The sequence below is a fragment of the Streptomyces sp. NBC_00080 genome (assembly GCF_045041255.1).
Taxonomy (GTDB): Bacteria; Actinomycetota; Actinomycetes; order Streptomycetales; family Streptomycetaceae; genus Streptomyces; species Streptomyces coriariae.
The window spans coordinates 6869760-6887404 of the sequence record NZ_CP108235.1 but is presented as its reverse complement, the minus strand read 5'-3'; the positions used below and the strand labels follow the sequence as shown (position 1 = coordinate 6887404).

Sequence of the window (17645 nt, the reverse complement as noted above, 5' to 3'; positions counted from 1 at the left end):
CGGATTCCCCGAAGTGCACCCATATGATCACCACTCATGGGCAACACCCGGGGCGCCGCCGCCTTCGCCGTCTGGTACCTGCGTGCCGTCGCGTTCGTCAACTTCCTCAGTGCGGTGTGGGTCTCCCTGGGGCAGGACGTCCGGCGGCACAACCAGGAGAACCTCTTCACGCCGTATCTGCTGACGGCCGGCTTCGCCTCCGGGGTGTTCACCGCGTTCCTGGCCGTCACGATGCGGCGGCGCAAACGGGCCGCGTGGATCCTCAACCTCGGCCTGAGCGGGGCGTTTCTGGCACTGTTCGCGCTGGCCATGGCGTTCCCGGAGGTCCGGCGGCACCCGCAGAACTGGGTCTCGCTCGCGCTGACCGCCGTCTTCGTCGTGGCATTGCTGGCCGGGCGCCGGGAGTTCTACGCGAAGGGCGACCGGTCCAATCCGAAGCTCGCCGCGGCCGTCGGCGCCGGCGGACTGCTGGGCGCCTCGCTGCTGGCCGCGCTGCTGGTGACGGTCACCAACCGGGCGTCCGCCCCCTCCACCTTCCTCGAACGCTGGCGCTACGGCACGCTGCGGCTGGTCTCCGTGGCCGCGGACGAGTACCGGGTCCCCGGGATCGCCCCGCCCACCTGGGTCGACGTCGCCGTCAACGTGCTGAGCACGGCGCTCGTCCTCGCCGTCCTGTACGCCGCCTTCCGCTCCCGGCGGGCCGTCGACCCGCTCACCGAGGACGACGAGAAACGGCTGCGGGAGCTCCTCGACCGGCACGGCGAGCGGGACTCGCTCGGCTACTTCGCGCTGCGGCGGGAGAAGAGCGTGTGCTGGTCGCCGACCGGGAAGGCGGCCGTCGCCTATCGCGTCCTCGGCGGGGTGTCGCTGGCCTCCGGGGACCCGCTCGGGGATCCGGAGGCCTGGCCGGGGGCGATCGGGCCCTGGCTCGCCGAGGCGCGGGCGCACGGGTGGATCCCGGCGGTGATGGGCGCGAGCGAGGAGGCCGGGACCGTGTACGCCCGGCACGGACTGGACGCGCTGGAGCTCGGGGACGAGGCCCTGGTCGAGGTCGCGGAGTTCACCCTCGAAGGGCGGGCCATGCGGACCGTCCGGCAGGCCTGCAACCGGATTCGCCGGGCCGGGTACACGGTGCGGGTACGACGGCACGAGGACATCCCGGCCGACGAGATGGCCACCCTGCTGCGGCGCGCCGACGACTGGCGCGACGGGGCCACCGAGCGCGGGTTCAGCATGGCGCTGGGGCGGCTCGGGGACCCGCGGGACGGCCGCTGCGTGATGCTGGAGTGCGCCGACGCCGGCGGTGAACTGCGGGCCCTGCTCTCCTTCGTGCCCTGGGGACCGCACGGGCTCTCCCTCGACCTGATGCGGCGGGACCGCGACTGCGACAACGGGCTGATGGAGTTCATGGTCATCGAGCTGCTCCGGCACGCCCGCGAGGAGCGGGACGACCGGGCGGCCCGGATCACGCAGGTCTCGCTGAACTTCGCCGTGTTCCGTTCGGTGTTCGAAAGGGGCGCGCGCCTGGGCGCCGGACCGGTGCTGCGGCTGTGGCGGTCGCTGCTCTGCTTCTTCTCCCGCTGGTGGCAGATCGAGTCGCTGTACCGCGCCAACGCCAAGTACCGGCCCATCTGGGAGCCCCGTTTCCTGCTCTTCGAGAAGAGCGCGGACCTGCCCCGCATCGGCGTGGCGTCGGCGCGCGCGGAGGGGTTCCTGGAGGCGCCGGGGCTGCCGAAGTGGCTGCGCCGGGGGCGTCTGGAGACCCACCGGTGAACGCGGTCGCCCGCTGGGCCCGCGCCGAGTGGGGACCTCTGTACGAGGCCGCGAGCATCCCCCTGGTGCGGCGCCGGTGGCGGGCGGTCCCGATGACCCTCGGGGCGGTGTGCCTGACGTCGGTGACCCAGATCGTGCAGAACCAGGCGTGGGGCTACGGTCCGGTCCAGTCCCTCGGAGCGGTGCGGGCCGAGGACCCGCTCGGGCTCGCCCTGCTGCGCACCCCGCTGTCCCTGTTCGTGCCGGCGCTGGACCTGCCGGTCTGGGGCGCCCTCGCGCAGATCCTGCTGGTGTTCGGGATCGCGGAACTCTGCCTGGGCTGGTGGCGGACCCTCGTCATCGCCTACGCCGCCACGCTCGCGGGCACCCTGTACGCGCGCGTGGGCATCGCTCTCGGCCCCGGCAGCCCGTTCGGCCTGCCCGCCGCCGACGCCCGGATCGTGGACACTGGCCCGTCGGCCGCCGTGGTCGGCCTCGCGGTGTTCCTGGGCTGGCGCTACCGCGCGTACGTGACGGCGGGGGCGGTGATCGTCGCGATGGTGGTGGAGGTACTGCTGAAGGACAACCTGGCGGGCAAGGAGCATCTGGCGGCGATCGCGGCGGTGCTGGTGCTGTGCGCGGTCGCGGAGACCCGCGGGCGCACCCGGGGGCCCGGGCGGCCCACCGGGGGGCCGCGGGGCGGTGCCGGCGCACGGCTGCGCCGGGGCGCGCGGGGCGGTGGCGGTCCGCGGCCGCGCCACGGGGCGCGGCCGGCCACGAAGCCCCGCGGCCGCCGTACGGCCCACGTACCCGGTCCGGACCGCGTTCCTCAGTTCCGCTCCTCGGACTGAGCGAGCTCCGCGGTCGTCTTCCCGCCCAGCCAGTCCCCCACCACCCGGCGCGGCCCCGCCCAGCGGCGGTCGTGGCGATAGGCCCGCAGCACCGCCTTCGCCCGGGCCTTCGGCCGCCGCCGGTAGAGCCGGCGGGCCCACGGCGAACCGGGCCGCGCCACCCGTACCAGGCCCACCAGGCCCAGGAACGGGATGAAGACGCTGAACACGGCCATCTTGGCCTTGCCCTTGCTCAGCACGGCCAGGGAGAAAAGGAAGTTGAGGACGACGGTCGAGATGACGCCCCCCCGGTCCTGGAGCTCGTCCTGGCTCATGTCGTTGACGCCGAACGGCGAGAAGCCCACCAGCAGCAGTCCGCCCAGCGCCGCCGTCAGGACCACGGCCTCCACGCTCTTGCGGCCCGCCTCCGTCCAGTACACGTCGTCGAGATGCAGGATCAGCGCGAACTCGTCGAGGACCAGGCCGGTGCCGATGCCGAAGACCACCGCGAAGGCTCCCGCCCCGAAGCCGTGCCGGCCGCTCGCCACCGCGCCGAAGCCGCCCGCGACGGTCAGGACGACCCCGGGGACCACGTGGTGGATGTGCACCCCGCCGGAGCTGATGTTGCCGAAGGGGCCCTTGCCCGCCCGGATGAGGCGCGTGATGATCCGGGTGATCAGGAAGGTGAGGACGAACGCGGTCAGGGCGATGAGCAGCGGGACCTTGCCCGGTTCGACGATGTTGCGCTGCACCCACTGGACCATGTCACCAGTCTCCCGGGGCCGGGGGCCGACTGCCTCGTGGGCGGGGCGTCCGGGCTAGTCTGCCGCCGTGTCCACGACCTCGCCCCTCGACGGCCTCCGCTTCGCCTTCGGCACCCTCACCGCGCTCCCGGTCAGGGTGACCCGCTGGGACCGGGAGGCCGCGTGCGGGGGCATGCTGAGCGCTCCCGTGGTCGGGCTGGTCGTCGGCGGCTGCGCGGCCGGGCTCGGCCTGCTGCTGCTGTACCTGGGCGCGAGTCCGCTGCTCGCCGCCGTCGCCTCGGCCGCCGTGCCCGCCGTCCTCACCCGCGGTCTGCACCTGGACGGGCTGGCCGACACCGCGGACGGACTCGGCAGCGGCAAGCCCGCCGAGGACGCGCTGCGGATCATGAAGCAGTCCGACATCGGCCCGTTCGGCGTGCTGACGCTCGTCCTCGTGCTGCTCGCCCAGGTGGCCGCACTGACGCAGCTCTACGACACCTCGTGGGCGCTGGGCGCGGTGGCCGCCGTCGTCTCGGCGGTCACCGCCCGGCTCGCACTGACCCTGGCGGCACGCGCCGGGGTGCCGGCCGCGCGGCCGGAGGGGCTGGGGGCGGCGGTCGCCGGAGTGGTCCCGGTGCGGGGTGCGGTGCTCACCGTGGTCGCCGTGACGCTGGCGGCGGCGGCCGTGGGAGCGTGGTGCGGACCGTACGAGGGCGGCGTCGTCGTCCTGATCGGGCACGTCGAGCCGGGCGCCCCGTTCGAGCCGTACGACGCCGTCCGGCCGGCGCTCGCGGTCCTCGCCGCCCTCGCCGTCGCCGAACTGCTGCTGCGGCACTGCACGCGCCGCTTCGGCGGGGTCACCGGGGACGTCTTCGGCGGTCTGGCGGAGGCGGCGGCGACCACCGCGCTCGTGGTGTTCTGCCTGGGCCGTTGACCGGCTAACAGGCTTCCCGCCACACCCCCAGCTCGTACTTCTTCAGCAGCGAACTCAGGCGCAGCCGACGGGAGTCGGCGCAGAACTCGCTCGTGGGGAGTTCGTACTCGACGTGGAAGACGGCCTTGCCCGCCTCGATGAAGGGGGTCAGGTCCGCGCACTCGTCGTACTGGGCGCACTGTTCGTTGACCGCGAAGTCGAAGTCGTCGACGAGTTCGGGGATCTGGTCGAGGTCGTTCTTCAGTCCGACCGACATGCCCCGGTCGTGGGCGAGTTCGGCGATGAGGCGGTTGTAGCGGAGCTGGTCGGCGGCCTCGACCGGGAAGCCCGTGGTGTTCTTGTAGCCGTCCATGTTGTCCGGCTCGACAGCGTCGAAACCCTTTTCGCGGCACATGTCGAGACGGGCCGCCATGAGGGGCTCCAGGACGTCCAACGCGCGGATGTCGAGCCAGCGTTCGCCCTCCCAGCCGTTGCCCTTGCCGATCACGGCCCGGGGGAAATCCGCCGCGTCCGGCCGCCAGTCCTCCCAGGCACCGGTGGAGAGGTAGCAGATGACCTTGCGGCCGTCGTCGTGCAGGCCGGCGACCGTGGCCGCGGTGTGGTCGAAGCCGTCGATGTCGTAGACCGGCACGTCGACGCCGGTGTCCAGTCGGCCGCTCAACTGCCACTGCCAGTCGATGCCGGGGGCCGGCCGCCAGATCCTGCCGTCCGCCGTCCCGACGCCCGTCTCGTCGTCCGGCCGGTCGTCCCGGCCGCCGTCCGGCGTGGAGGCGCAACCCGCCAGCAGCAGGGCGAGCAGGGGCAGCAGCGGGATCGGGCGTCTCACCGGGCGGGCTCCAGGATGTGCGGCGACGTGTCCGACGATGATCGCCCATGTCGGCCGCGTGCCGTCGGCCCACCCCGACCCGAAGGGTGTGGCCCGGTGCACGGGGTGCGAGGATCGAGAAGTGGCTACGACGCCACCGACAGGTGAACACGCGCGTGCGTGAGCGACCGCACACGCACGCGTACGCTCATTCCGGGATCCGCCACGCCGGTTCGCCGCGCCGGTGAGGCACACCCCCGGATACGACCGCACCCACGACCCGGATCTAGGGTCGGCTGTCGGGCCCGGTCGACCCACACACTCCGGCCACCGCAACTCCACATCGGAAGCGAGAATTCACCACCGTGACTGCTCTCACTCTCAGCACCGCCGCGGCGCCCGGCCTCCGGGCCGACGCGATCGTGATCGGTGTCGCCAAGGGCGCGAAAGGCCCGATCGTTGCCCCAGGCGCCGAAGCCGTCGACAAGGCCTACGACGGCCGGCTCGCCGGCATCCTGGAAACCCTCGGTGCCTCCGGGGCCGAGGGCGAGCTGACCAAGCTGCCCGCGCCGGCCGGTTTCAAGGCACCGCTCGTGCTCGCGGTGGGGCTCGGCCAGGAGCCCGAGAAGGACGCCGGCTTCGACCCCGAGGCGCTGCGCAAGGCGGCCGGCTCGGCCGCCCGCAGCCTCACCGGCGCCAAGAAGGCCGTCTTCGCCCTGCCGGTGACCGACGCCGCCGACATCGGCGCGATCGGCGAGGGCGTGGTGCTCGGCGCGTACTCCTTCGACGCGTACAAGCACAACGGCGACGACGCCAAGGCCAAGAACGGCAAGGCGCCGCTCGCCGAGGCCGCCCTGCTCGGCGGGAAGCCGCGCGACGCCGCCAACAAGGCCGCGCTGCTGCGTGCCGCCGCCGTCGGCGAGGAGCTCAACCGCGCCCGCGACCTGATCAACATGCCGCCGAACGACCTCGACCCCGAGGCGTTCGCCGCTCTCGCCCAGACGGCGGCCAAGGAGCACGGCATCAAGGTGCAGGTGCTCGACGAGAAGGCGCTCGCCAAGGGCGGCTACGGCGGCATCCTCGGCGTCGGCTCCGGCTCGGCCTCGGCCCCGCGCCTGGTGAAGCTGTCCTACACGTCCTCCAAGGCCAAGAAGAACCTGGCCTTCGTCGGCAAGGGCATCACGTACGACTCCGGCGGCATCTCGCTGAAGCCGGCCGGGCACAACGAGACGATGAAGTGCGACATGAGCGGTGCGGCGGCGGTCTTCGCCGCGGTCGTCGCCGCCGCGCGGCTCGGGCTCGAGGTGAACGTCACCGGGTGGCTGGCGCTGGCCGAGAACATGCCGTCCGGCTCCGCCACCCGCCCGGGTGACGTGCTGCGCATGTACAGCGGCAAGACCGTCGAGGTCCTCAACACGGACGCCGAGGGCCGGCTGGTCCTCGCGGACGCGCTGTGGGCGGCCTCCGCGGAGAAGCCGGACGCGATCGTCGACGTCGCGACCCTGACCGGCGCGATGATGCTGGCGCTGGGCAGCCGGACCTTCGGGATCATGGCGAACGACGACGCGTTCCGCTCCGCGCTGCACGAGGCCGCCGAGGAGGTCGGTGAGCCGGCCTGGCCGATGCCGCTGCCGGAGCACCTGCGCAAGGGCATGGACTCCAGCGTCGCGGACATCGCCAACATGGGTGAGCGGATGGGCGGCGGGCTGGTGGCCGGCCTCTTCCTGCGCGAGTTCGTGGGCGAGGGGATCACCTGGGCGCACCTGGACATCGCCGGACCGGCGTTCAACGAGGGCGGCCCCTTCGGGTACACGCCCAAGGGTGGTACCGGGACCGCCGTGCGGACGCTGGTGCGGCTGGCCGAGCTGACCGCCTCCGGCGATCTCGGATGACGTTCGCCTGACAAGTCGGTCCATTTCGTCGCATGGCGGCTCCGCCGCGTGGGGGCTGGTCGCGCCCACGCGGCGGAGCCGCATATCGGGACAGCCCCACACCCCTTCGGGGCGCTCATCTGAACGTGGGACGTCTCACACCCCGGCCCCGTGTCTCGTCGGGCTCCGACAAGTGCGAGGATGGGGCTCGGCAGGACAGGGCCCCCACCACAGGGCCGAGACAGAGCGGCCGGACACCAGCCGCCGACCGGTCACTGGAGACCGGCGTGGCGCACATGCATGGAGGACGTGACGTGGCGAACGACGCCAGCACCGTTTTCGACCTAGTGATCCTCGGCGGTGGTAGTGGCGGTTACGCCGCGGCCCTGCGCGGGGCGCAACTGGGCCTGGACGTCGCCCTGATCGAGAAGGACAAGGTCGGCGGCACCTGCCTGCACCGGGGTTGCATCCCCACCAAGGCCCTGCTGCACGCGGGCGAGATCGCCGACCAGGCCCGCGAGAGCGAGCAGTTCGGCGTCAAGGCCACCTTCGAGGGCATCGACGTCCCCGCCGTCCACAAGTACAAGGACGGTGTCGTCTCCGGGCTGTACAAGGGCCTTCAGGGGCTGATCGCCTCCCGCAAGGTGACGTACATCGAGGGTGAGGGCCGCCTGTCCTCCCCGACCTCCGTCGACGTGGGCGGACAGCGCGTCCAGGGCCGCCACGTGCTGCTCGCGACCGGCTCCGTGCCGAAGTCGCTGCCGGGCCTGGAGATCGACGGCGACCGGATCATCTCCTCGGACCACGCCCTCGTCCTGGACCGTGTGCCGAAGTCCGCCATCATCCTGGGCGGCGGCGTCATCGGCGTCGAGTTCGCCTCGGCGTGGAAGTCCTTCGGCTCCGACGTGACGGTGATCGAGGGCCTGAAGCACCTCGTCCCGGTCGAGGACGAGAACTCCTCCAAGCTTCTTGAGCGCGCGTTCCGCAAGCGCGGCATCAAGTTCAACCTGGGCACCTTCTTCTCCAAGGCCGAGTACACCGCGGACGGCGTCAAGGTCACGCTGGCCGACGGCAAGGAGTTCGAGGCCGAGGTCCTGCTGGTCGCGGTGGGCCGCGGGCCCGTCTCCGCCGGTCTCGGCTACGAGGAGCAGGGCGTCGCCACGGACCGCGGTTACGTCCTGGTCGACGAGTACATGCGCACCAACGTCCCGACCATCTCCGCCGTCGGCGACCTGGTCCCGACCCTCCAGCTCGCGCACGTCGGCTTCGCCGAGGGCATGCTGGTGGCGGAGCGTCTGGCCGGTCAGAAGGTCGTCCCGATCGACTACGACGGTGTCCCCCGGGTGACGTACTGCCACCCCGAGGTCGCCTCCGTGGGCATCACCGAGGCCAAGGCCAAGGAGATCTACGGCGCGGACAAGGTCGTCGCTCTGAAGTACAACCTCGCGGGCAACGGCAAGAGCAAGATCCTCAACACCGCGGGCGAGATCAAGCTCGTCCAGGTGAAGGACGGTGCCGTGGTCGGCGTCCACATGGTCGGCGACCGCATGGGCGAGCAGGTCGGCGAAGCCCAGCTGATCTACAACTGGGAGGCGCTGCCCGCCGAGGTCGCGCAGCTCATCCACGCTCACCCGACGCAGAACGAGGCGCTCGGCGAGGCCCACCTCGCCCTGGCGGGCAAGCCGCTGCACTCGCACGACTGACCCTCGGTCGAAGAAGCGACTCCGCGACGACACAGACTTCCGCAATTCGTAAGGAGCAACCGAAACCATGGCGGTTTCCGTAACCCTTCCGGCGCTCGGCGAGAGCGTCACCGAGGGCACTGTCACCCGCTGGCTGAAGGCCGAGGGTGAGCGCGTCGAGGCCGACGAGCCCCTGCTCGAGGTCTCGACCGACAAGGTCGACACCGAGATCCCCTCCCCCGCCGCCGGCATCCTGGCCTCCATCAAGGTCGCCGAGGACGAGACGGTCGAGGTCGGCGCCGAGCTGGCCGTCATCGACGACGGCACCGGCGCCCCGGCCGCCGCTCCGGCCCCGGCCGCCGAGCCGGTCGCCGAGCCCGCACCGGAGCCGGCCGCTGCCGCGCCGTCCACCGAGCAGGCGGCCCCGGCCCCCGCTCCCACCGCCGAGGCCGCCACCGGCGGCGGTTCCGCCGAGGGCACGGACGTCGTCCTGCCCGCGCTCGGCGAGTCCGTCACCGAGGGCACCGTCACCCGCTGGCTGAAGCAGGTCGGGGAGGAGGTCACGGAGGACGAGCCGCTGCTCGAGGTCTCGACCGACAAGGTCGACACCGAGATCCCGGCGCCCGTCTCCGGCGTGCTGCTCGAGATCACCGTGGCCGAGGACGAGACCGCCGAGGTCGGCGCCAAGCTGGCCGTCATCGGCGCCCCGGGCGCGGCTCCGGCCGCTGCCCCGGCCCCCGCCGCCCCGGCCCCGGCGCCCGCCGCCGCTGCCCCGGCTCCCGCCCCGGCCGCCCCCGCCCCGGCGGCTCCGGCCCCGGCCGCCCCGGCCGCCGCCGCTCCGGCGCCCGCCGCCCCGGCCCCCGCGCCGGTCGCTCCGGCGCCCGCGCCGGCCGCTCCGGCTCCGGTCGCCCCGGCCGCCCCCGCGCCCGCCGCTCCCGCGGGTGACGACGGCGCCTACGTGACCCCGCTGGTGCGCAAGCTCGCCGCCGAGAACGGCGTCGACCTGGCCGCCGTCAAGGGCACCGGCGTCGGCGGTCGTATCCGCAAGCAGGACGTCCTCGCCGCCGCCGAGGCCGCGAAGGCCGCTGCCGCCGCTCCGGCTCCGGCCGCCGCCGCGCCTGCCGCGGGCGCCGCGAAGAAGACCCCGGCGCTCGAGGTCTCCCCGCTGCGTGGCCAGACCGTCAAGATGCCCCGCATCCGCAAGGTCATCGGCGACAACATGGTCAAGGCGCTGCACGAGCAGGCGCAGCTGTCCTCGGTCGTCGAGGTGGACATCACCCGGCTGATGAAGCTCCGCGCGCAGGCGAAGGACTCCTTCGCGGCCCGCGAGGGCGTCAAGCTCTCCCCGATGCCGTTCTTCGTGAAGGCGGCGGCCCAGGCGCTGAAGGCCCACCCGGCCGTCAACGCCCGGATCAACGTGGACGAGGGCACCATCACCTACTTCGACACCGAGAGCATCGGTATCGCGGTGGACTCCGAGAAGGGCCTGATGACCCCGGTCATCAAGCACGCGGGCGACCTGAACATCGCCGGCATCGCCAAGGCCACGGCCGACCTGGCGGGCAAGGTCCGCGCGAACAAGATCACCCCGGACGAGCTGTCCGGCGCGACCTTCACCATCAGCAACACCGGCTCGCGCGGCGCGCTGTTCGACACGATCATCGTGCCGCCGAACCAGGTCGCGATCCTCGGCATCGGTGCCACGGTCAAGCGTCCGGCCGTCATCGAGACGGAGGAGGGCACGGTCATCGGCGTCCGCGACATGACGTACCTGACCCTGTCCTACGACCACCGTCTGGTCGACGGCGCCGACGCGGCCCGTTACCTGACCGCGGTCAAGGCGATCCTGGAGGCCGGCGAGTTCGAGGTCGAACTCGGCCTCTGACCTCCCAGGGCTCGACAGCGGGTGCCCCCGTCCGGAACTCTCCGGGCGGGGGCTTCCGTCTGCCGGTTGCAGGGACGGCGCGAGCAGGACTGCAAGCACGGCGGGGAGCACGACCGGGAGCACGGCCGGCGGCGGGACCTGTCCGGTAGTGGTCTTTACAGCCGAGCCCCCGTATGGGTGTGTAAGTCTCGTCTCACCTGCTTGAAAGCGCCCCCGTGCGCCTCTCCTCCGCGGGCCCCCGGCCGTATTGTCTAAACGTCAAACGCCCCCGGGGGCCCGTGCGGCCCCTCCTCAAAGGAGCCCTCATGACCGCGCCCGTCGTCCACTCGCTGCGCGAACAGATCCGCGAGCACATCGTGGAGGGGATCGTCAGCGGGCGCTGGAAGCCGGGCGAGCGGATCGTGGAGCGCAGGATCGCGACCGAGCTGGAGGTCAGCCAGACGCCGGTGCGGGAGGCGCTGCGCGAGCTGGAGTCGCTGCGGTTGATCGAGTCCGCGCCGAACAAGGGCGTGCGGGTGCGCAACCTCACGGCCGCGGACCTGGAGGAGAGCTACCCCGTCCGGGCCGGCCTGGAGGCGATCGCGGCGGAGCTGGCCGCACAGCGGCTCGCGGAGGACTGCTCGGCCCTCGAACCGCATGTCGCCGCGCTGTACGAGGCGGACCGCGACGCGGACGGCACGGGCCAGGTGCGGCACACGGTCGGCTTCCATCGGGAACTGGTCCGGGCGGCCGGCAACTCGGTGCTGCTGCACACCTGGGAGGGCCTCGGCATCGAGGTGTTCACGGCGCTGTCGATCCGCTGGCTGGGGACCGTGCAGCAGTCGTACGCGGAGGAGCACGAGGAGCTCGTCCAGGCGTTCCGGCGGCGGGACCCGAGGATCGCCGAGCTGGTGAAGGCACACGTCCTCGGGTGTGCTCCCCGGGCTTAGCAGGGCAGCTCCGGTTTCAGCGGAGTTTCAGTGGAGCGTACACGCGCTCATACGTGGCCCCCGACCTGCGAAAACCCCGAATTGCCGCGGCACGGGGTGCCTGCCCGAAAGGCACCCCGTGCCTACTTTCTCGCAATCGAGAGGTTTTACCCTTCAACCCTTTGATCGATCATCGATCAGGGGGTTACAGTCGCCGACGGGCCGCGGCCGAAGCCACCCATGGCATCGCGCCGGAGCCCGCGCCCTGTCCTGCCAAAGACCAAGGGCACCCCCAGGAACACCCTCACAGGGAACCCCCTTCGACTGAGGAAGGCGGCGACATGACCGACCCCCAGGCCATCCAGCCGAGCGCGCTCGACCAGCTCCCCGACCGGGACCCGGAGGAGACCGCCGAATGGCAGGCCTCCCTGGACGCGGTCGCCAAGGCGGCCGGGCCGCACCGTGCCGCATACCTGATGCGCCGCACGCTGGAGCGTGCCGAGGGCAACGGCATCGCGCTGCCCAAGCTGCTCGAGACGGACTACGTCAACACCATCCCCACCGCCGCCGAGCCGTCCGCGCCCGGTGACGAGGAGATGGAGCGCAGGATCACCGCGTGGAACCGCTGGAACGCGGCCGCGATGGTGACCCGGGGCAGCAAACACGGCGTCGGCGGCCACATCGCCACCTTCGCCTCCGCCGCCTGGCTCTACGAGACCGGCTTCAACCACTTCTTCAAGGGCAAGGAGGCGGACGGCTCGGGCGACCAGCTCTACATCCAGGGCCACGCCTCCCCCGGTATCTACGCCCGCGCCTTCCTCGACGGCCGGCTGACCGAGCAGCACCTCGACAACTTCCGCCAGGAGGCGGGCGGCGACGGCCTCCCGTCGTACCCGCACCCGCGGCGCCTGCCCTGGCTGTGGGAGTTCCCGACGGTGTCGATGGGCCTCGGCCCGCTCTCCGCCATCTACCAGGCGCGCTTCAACCGCTATCTCACCAACCGCGGCATCAAGGACGTCTCCGCGTCCCACGTGTGGGCCTTCCTCGGTGACGGCGAGATGGACGAGCCCGAGTCGACGGCGGCACTCGCACTCGCCTCCCGCGAGGGCCTGGACAACCTGACCTTCGTCATCAACTGCAACCTCCAGCGCCTCGACGGCCCGGTCCGCGCGAACTTCAAGATCGTGCAGGAGCTGGAGGCCCAGTTCCGCGGCGCGGGCTGGAACGTCGTCAAGTCGCTGTGGGGCTCCGCCTGGGACGAGCTGTTCCAGCTCGACACCACGGGTGCGCTCGTCCGCCGGCTGCGCGAGGTACCCGACGCCCAGGTGCAGACGTACCAGACGCGTGGCGCCGCCTACATCCGCGAGGACTTCTTCGGCAAGGACCCGGCGCTCGCCGAAATGGCGAAGCTGCTGAGCGACGACAAGATCCTCGAGTGTTTCCACCTCTCCCGCGGTGGTCACGAGGCGCGCAAGGTGTTCGCGGCCTACAAGGCGGCGGTGGAGTTCAAGGGTGCCCCGACGGTCATCCTGGCCCAGACGGTCAAGGGCCACACCCTCGGCGAGGGCTTCGCGTCGAAGAACGCCAACCACCAGATGAAGAAGCTCTCGGTGGACGAGTTCAAGGCGATGCGCGACCTGCTGGAGCTGCCGATCTCGGACAGTCTGTTCGTCGACGGCGTGGTCCCCTACGGCCACCCGGGCGCCGACTCCCCCGAGGTCCGCTACCTCCAGGAGCGCCGCGCGGCCCTCGGCGGCCCGGCCCCGGCCCGCCGTACGCACGCCCTGGCCCCGCTGCCGGCCCCCGCCGACAAGACGTTCACCTCCTTCGACAAGGGCTCCGGCACCCAGAACGTGGCCACCACCATGGCCTTCGTCCGGCTGGTCAAGGACCTGGTCCGCGACAAGGAGACCGGCAGGCGCTGGGTGCCGATCGTTCCGGACGAGGCGCGCACCTTCGGCATGGAGAGCCTGTTCCCCTCGCTCGGGATCTACTCCCCCAAGGGCCAGACGTACGAGCCGGTCGACCGCGACCAGCTGATGTACTACAAGGAGGCCAAGAACGGCCAGATCCTCAACGAGGGGATCACCGAGGCCGGTTCGATGGCCGACTTCATCGCCGCGTCCACCGCGTACTCCACGCACGGTGAGGCGATGATCCCGTTCTACATCTTCTACTCGATGTTCGGCTGGCAGCGCACGGCCGACCAGATGTGGCAGCTCGGCGACCAGCTCGGCCGCGGCTTCCTCGTCGGTGCCACGGCCGGCCGCACGACCCTGACGGGCGAGGGCCTCCAGCACGCCGACGGCCACTCCCCGGTCATCGCCGCGACCAACCCGGCCGCCCTCAGCTACGACCCGGCGTTCGCCTACGAGATCGCGGCGATCGTCAAGGACGGCCTGCGCCGGATGTACGGCGAGGCGACCCCGGGCGAGGACCAGAACGTCTTCTACTACCTGACGGTCTACAACGAGCCGATGCCGCAGCCGGCCAAGCCGTCCGCCCCCGGTGTCGACGAGGGCATCCTCAAGGGCCTGTACCGCTTCAACACGGCGGAGTCGGCGGGCGTGGAGGTGGCTGCGGCCAACGCCCCGCGCATCCAGCTCCTGGGCTCCGGCACGGCGATCCACTGGGTCCTGAAGGCGCAGCGGATGCTCGCCGAGGAGTGGGGCGTGGCCTGCGACGTGTGGTCCGCGACCTCCTGGACCGAGCTGCGCCGCGACGCGCTGGAGGCCGACGCGGCCCTCCTGCGCGGCGAGGAGCGCCAGCCGTACGTCCGGCGGGCCCTCCAGGGCGCCGAGGGCCCGGTCCTCGCGGTCTCCGACTACATGCGCCAGGTCCCGGACCAGATCGCGCAGTGGGTCGAGCAGGACTGGTCCTCGCTGGGCGCGGACGGTTTCGGCCTCTCCGACACCCGTGAGGCGGCCCGCCGCCACTTCGGCGTCGACGCCGAGTCGATCGTCGTCGCGGCCCTGGCCCAGCTCGCCCGGCGCGGCGAGGTCAAGGCGACCGCGGTGAAGGAAGCGCGCGAGCGGTACGGGCTGTAAGCCCGCTCGGGTTCAACGGTGAAGGGGGCCGGTGGCTGATGCCACCGGCCCCCTTCACCGTTCGGCGGGCGTGTCCGATCCGGCGCCGGCCCGAGCCGGGTTTTCCGCACCCGGGCCGCCCCGCCGGCGATGCGCCCCGCATCATGTCCCCATGCGTGCTGCCCGCCTCATCAAGATGGTGCTCCTTCTCCAGTCCCGGCCCACCCTGACCGCGTCCGAGCTGGCCCGCGAACTGGAGGTGTCGGAGCGGACCGTCACACGCGACGCGCAGGCGCTGTCCGAGGCGGGCGTGCCGGTGTACGCGGAGCGCGGGCGGGCGGGGGGCTACCGGCTCGTCGGGGGCTACCGGACGCGGCTGACGGGGCTGGGGCGCGACGAGGCCGAGGCGCTGTTCCTGAGCGGGGTGCCGGGGGCGCTGCGGGAGATGGGGCTCGAGGACATCGCGTCGGCCGCACGGCTGAAGGTGTCGGCGGCTCTGCTGCCCTCCTTGCGGGACGCCCCGCGTACGGCGGCGCAGCGGTTCCATCTGGACGCGCCCGCCTGGTTCCGGGAGCCGGCGGCGCCGGCCCTGCTGCCGGCGGTCGCGGACGCGGTGTGGGACGACCGGTGCCTCAGTGCCCGCTACCGGCGCGGGGAGAGCGAGGTGGTGCGGGAGCTGGAGCCGTACGGGCTCGTCCTCAAGGCAGGGGTCTGGTACCTGTGCGCCCGGGTCCGCATGGCGGAGACGGAGGCGAAGGGGGCGAAGGCGGGAACGGGAGCGTTCCGGACCTATCGCATCGACCGGTTCGTCGGTGTCGACGTCATGGAGGATCGTTTCAGCAGGGACGAGGGCTTCGATCTGCCCGGGTTCTGGGGCGAGCAGGCCGAGCGGTTCGCGCGGTCGATCCTGCGGGCCGAGGTGGTCCTGCGGCTCTCCGCGACGGGGGTGCGCAACCTGCCGCACGCCGTGGATCCGGTGGCCGCCAGAGACGCGCTGGCGGGTGTCCCGGGGCCGGACGCGACGGGCTGGGCGACGGTCACCCTGCGGGTCGAGTCGGAGGAGGTGGCGCACACGCAGCTCGCGGCGCTGGGACCGGAGGCCGAGGTGCTCTTCCCGGCCACACTGCGGGAGCGGTTCGCCGCGGACGCGAGACGGCTGACCGAGCTCTACGGGCGTCGGGAAGGGTGAGAATCCCGCCGGAATCCCCCGCACTCCGGGTGCGTGGCGCACTTCGAGGCACGATGCTGGACGCGTGATGGACGAGACGGAGTTCTGGGAGCTGGTGGACGCCTCCCGCGAGGCCGCCGAGGGCGATCCCGAGGAGCAGGCCGACCAGCTCGTGGAGCGGCTGCTCCGGCTGGATCCGGATTCCGTGCTCGACTTCGCCCGGCACTTCGAGTCCCGCTACAACCGCGCCTACCGCTGGGACCTGTGGGGCGCTGCCTGGCTGCTGCTGGACGGGGCGAGCGACGACGCCTTCGACTTCTTCCGGTGTTGGCTGATCGGGCAGGGACGCGAGGTCTTCGAGGGCGCCCTGCACGGCGACCCGGACGCGCTCGCCGATCTGCTGGACGACTTCGACGAGGAGATCGACGGCGACGCCGAGGAACTCGGCTACGCGGCCGACGAGGCCTACGAGCAGCTCACCGGCACCGTCGCCCCGGACCTGGGCATTCCGCCCGCGCCCGCCGAACCCGAGGGGACACCGGTCGTCTTCGAGAACGAGGGGGCGCTGGCCGAGCGGTATCCCCGGCTGTGGCAGCGCTTCAAGGAGTGACGGGAGTGACCCGCGCCGGCGGTCACACCGCGAGCTTGCGGCGGGTGCTGTCCGTCGGGATGTAGGCCTGCGCCTGATCGACCCGCACCGCGTGGTGCATCGGTGCCTTGTTGGCCTGCTCCAGGGCGGAGGCGGTGGTCGCGGCCGGGCCCAGGACGACCGCGGCGACGGCGCAGAGCACGGTCCAGGGGCTGCGGGCGGCCTTGGCCCAGGCCGGGCCCCGCTCCGTGGTGGCGGCGCCGCCCGTGGCTCCCGTCCTTTCCGCGTACGCCGGATCTCCCCCGTACACGGAGCTTCCCGTGCTCCCCGCGTTCCCCGCCGCCCTCCCCGGGTCTCCCTTCCTGCCGGAGTCTCCCGTGTTCCCCGCGGACCGGTTACGACTGCTGTTCATGATCCCCGCCTCCAGTCGGTTTGTGTTGTGCATGACCGTAGGACGCGGGAATGGGAGAACCCTGAACGCCGCCTAAGGCGTTCCTGTGAGACTCCCGGCGGCCCGGGCGGACGCTCTGCCCTGGAGCCGGGCCGCCGATTCCCGGATCTCCGGCAGACGCGCGGCGAGGGCGGCGCCGGGGCAGCTGGTCATGTACCCGTCCTTGTGGCCGGCCAGCGCCGGGAGGGTGGCGGTGGTGCCCGCGGCGTACCGGCTGCGGCTGTTGCTGGAGGTGAGCCGGACGTCCGCGCGCGGGTCGATGTCGGACAGCCCGAGCTTCCAGGCGGTCAGGGCGGCGATCGCGTCGACCATCGCCTGCGGCACCGGCACCCCGGCGGTGAACGTGCCGAGCGCGGCGATACCGGCCGTCCGGTGGTTGAAGCCCTGGGTGTGGGCGCCGGTGACGGGCCGGTCGACGCCGCCCGCGCGGCCCTCGTAGATCGTGCCGCAGCGGTCGACGAGGAAGTTGTAGCCGATGTCGTCCCAGTCCCGGGCGCCGATCTGACCCGCGTACAGGTAGCGGATGATCCGGGGCGCGTCGGCGCACGCGTAGCCGTTGGGCGAGTCGGTGTGGTGCACGAAGACGGCGACGACCTTGTCGTCGTAGCGCGGGGGAGGCTGCGCGTGCCGGGCGAGGTCGTCCAGCCAGGCGGCGCGGGGCACGACGGGCGGCCGGGCCGCCGGGTGGACGGCGGCGGGCCGGGCGGCGGGCGAGCGGGGGCCCGACGCCGCCGTGGTGGCGTCGTCGACGCCACCCGCGCACAGCCCCAGGGCAGCCATGGCGGCGAACCCGGGCAGGCAGCCCAGGAGCACGAGGAGCGGGCCCGGTATCCGCGCCGGGCGCCGTCCTCGCGTTCCCCGCGCGCCGCGGGCGGCCGGTCGGAGGGCACACATGAACCCACTGTCGACCGGTTCCGGTCCGTCCGCGATGTGTGCTGTGCCACCTGGTGGAACCATCGTCCCGGTCCACGACGTTTTCCGGGGTGGCACGCACGCGTGGC

Annotated in this window: 14 protein-coding genes; 10 read left to right on the top strand and 4 right to left on the bottom strand. The window is 72.4% G+C overall.

Features of this window, described 5'->3' with window-relative positions:
• The first annotated feature begins 36 nt into the window (after positions 1–36).
• Positions 37–1773: a phosphatidylglycerol lysyltransferase domain-containing protein gene (locus tag OHU34_RS30595; protein WP_230196173.1), complete on the top strand. Its 1737-nt coding sequence runs from the start codon at positions 37–39 to the stop codon at positions 1771–1773.
• Entirely contained in the window at positions 1770–2603 is an 834-nt protein-coding gene (locus tag OHU34_RS30590) for a hypothetical protein (protein ID WP_405769379.1), read from the top strand. Before OHU34_RS30595 ends, OHU34_RS30590 begins: the two co-directional genes overlap by 4 nt.
• On the opposite strand, the gene OHU34_RS30585 is transcribed toward OHU34_RS30590, so the two are convergent.
• Positions 2582–3346 carry a hypothetical protein gene (locus OHU34_RS30585; RefSeq protein WP_142263846.1) on the bottom strand — a complete coding sequence of 255 codons (765 nt, stop codon included), beginning with the start codon at positions 3344–3346 and terminating at the stop codon, positions 2582–2584. The two genes, OHU34_RS30590 and OHU34_RS30585, sit on opposite strands and share 22 nt — an antisense overlap.
• Positions 3347–3413: 67 nt before the next feature.
• Between OHU34_RS30585 and OHU34_RS30580 the strand changes: the two genes are divergently transcribed.
• Positions 3414–4259, top strand: a complete 846-nt coding sequence (locus OHU34_RS30580; RefSeq protein ID WP_405769376.1) for an adenosylcobinamide-GDP ribazoletransferase — start codon at positions 3414–3416, stop codon at positions 4257–4259.
• Between the two features lie 4 nt (positions 4260–4263).
• On the opposite strand, the gene OHU34_RS30575 is transcribed toward OHU34_RS30580, so the two are convergent.
• Entirely contained in the window at positions 4264–5085 is an 822-nt protein-coding gene (locus OHU34_RS30575) for an endo alpha-1,4 polygalactosaminidase (RefSeq protein WP_142263848.1), read from the bottom strand.
• 344 nt (positions 5086–5429) lie between these two features.
• On the opposite strand from OHU34_RS30575, the gene OHU34_RS30570 reads away from it, so the two are divergent.
• The 7 genes from OHU34_RS30570 to OHU34_RS30540 all read left to right on the top strand — a co-directional run bounded on the left by OHU34_RS30570 (position 5430) and on the right by OHU34_RS30540 (position 16214).
• The gene (locus tag OHU34_RS30570) at positions 5430–6956 is read left to right on the top strand and encodes a leucyl aminopeptidase (protein WP_405769373.1); all 1527 of its coding nucleotides are present in this window, start codon (positions 5430–5432) and stop codon (positions 6954–6956) included.
• Between the two features lie 293 nt (positions 6957–7249).
• Entirely contained in the window at positions 7250–8638 is a 1389-nt protein-coding gene (gene lpdA / locus OHU34_RS30565) for a dihydrolipoyl dehydrogenase (protein ID WP_142263849.1), read from the top strand.
• Between the two features lie 67 nt (positions 8639–8705).
• Entirely contained in the window at positions 8706–10502 is a 1797-nt protein-coding gene (sucB, locus tag OHU34_RS30560; protein ID WP_405769370.1) for a 2-oxoglutarate dehydrogenase, E2 component, dihydrolipoamide succinyltransferase, read from the top strand.
• Positions 10503–10807: 305 nt separating this feature from the next.
• Complete coding sequence (locus tag OHU34_RS30555; protein ID WP_020130030.1) at positions 10808–11431, top strand: GntR family transcriptional regulator; 624 nt, start codon at positions 10808–10810, stop codon at positions 11429–11431.
• A 320-nt stretch (positions 11432–11751) separates the two neighbouring features.
• Positions 11752–14457 carry a pyruvate dehydrogenase (acetyl-transferring), homodimeric type gene (gene aceE, locus OHU34_RS30550; protein ID WP_142263851.1) on the top strand — a complete coding sequence of 902 codons (2706 nt, stop codon included), beginning with the start codon at positions 11752–11754 and terminating at the stop codon, positions 14455–14457.
• A 151-nt stretch (positions 14458–14608) separates the two neighbouring features.
• Positions 14609–15625, top strand: a complete 1017-nt coding sequence (locus tag OHU34_RS30545; RefSeq protein WP_405769366.1) for a helix-turn-helix transcriptional regulator — start codon at positions 14609–14611, stop codon at positions 15623–15625.
• A 67-nt stretch (positions 15626–15692) separates the two neighbouring features.
• Positions 15693–16214, top strand: a complete 522-nt coding sequence (locus tag OHU34_RS30540; RefSeq protein WP_142267777.1) for a DUF4240 domain-containing protein — start codon at positions 15693–15695, stop codon at positions 16212–16214.
• 22 nt (positions 16215–16236) lie between these two features.
• Here OHU34_RS30540 and OHU34_RS30535 read toward each other — a convergent pair whose 3' ends face one another.
• Both OHU34_RS30535 and OHU34_RS30530 read right to left on the bottom strand, forming a co-directional pair.
• Entirely contained in the window at positions 16237–16503 is a 267-nt protein-coding gene (locus OHU34_RS30535; protein WP_142263853.1) for a hypothetical protein, read from the bottom strand.
• A 174-nt stretch (positions 16504–16677) separates the two neighbouring features.
• Complete coding sequence (locus tag OHU34_RS30530) at positions 16678–17538, bottom strand: peptidoglycan recognition protein (protein WP_405769363.1); 861 nt, start codon at positions 17536–17538, stop codon at positions 16678–16680.
• Positions 17539–17645: the final 107 nt, after the last annotated feature.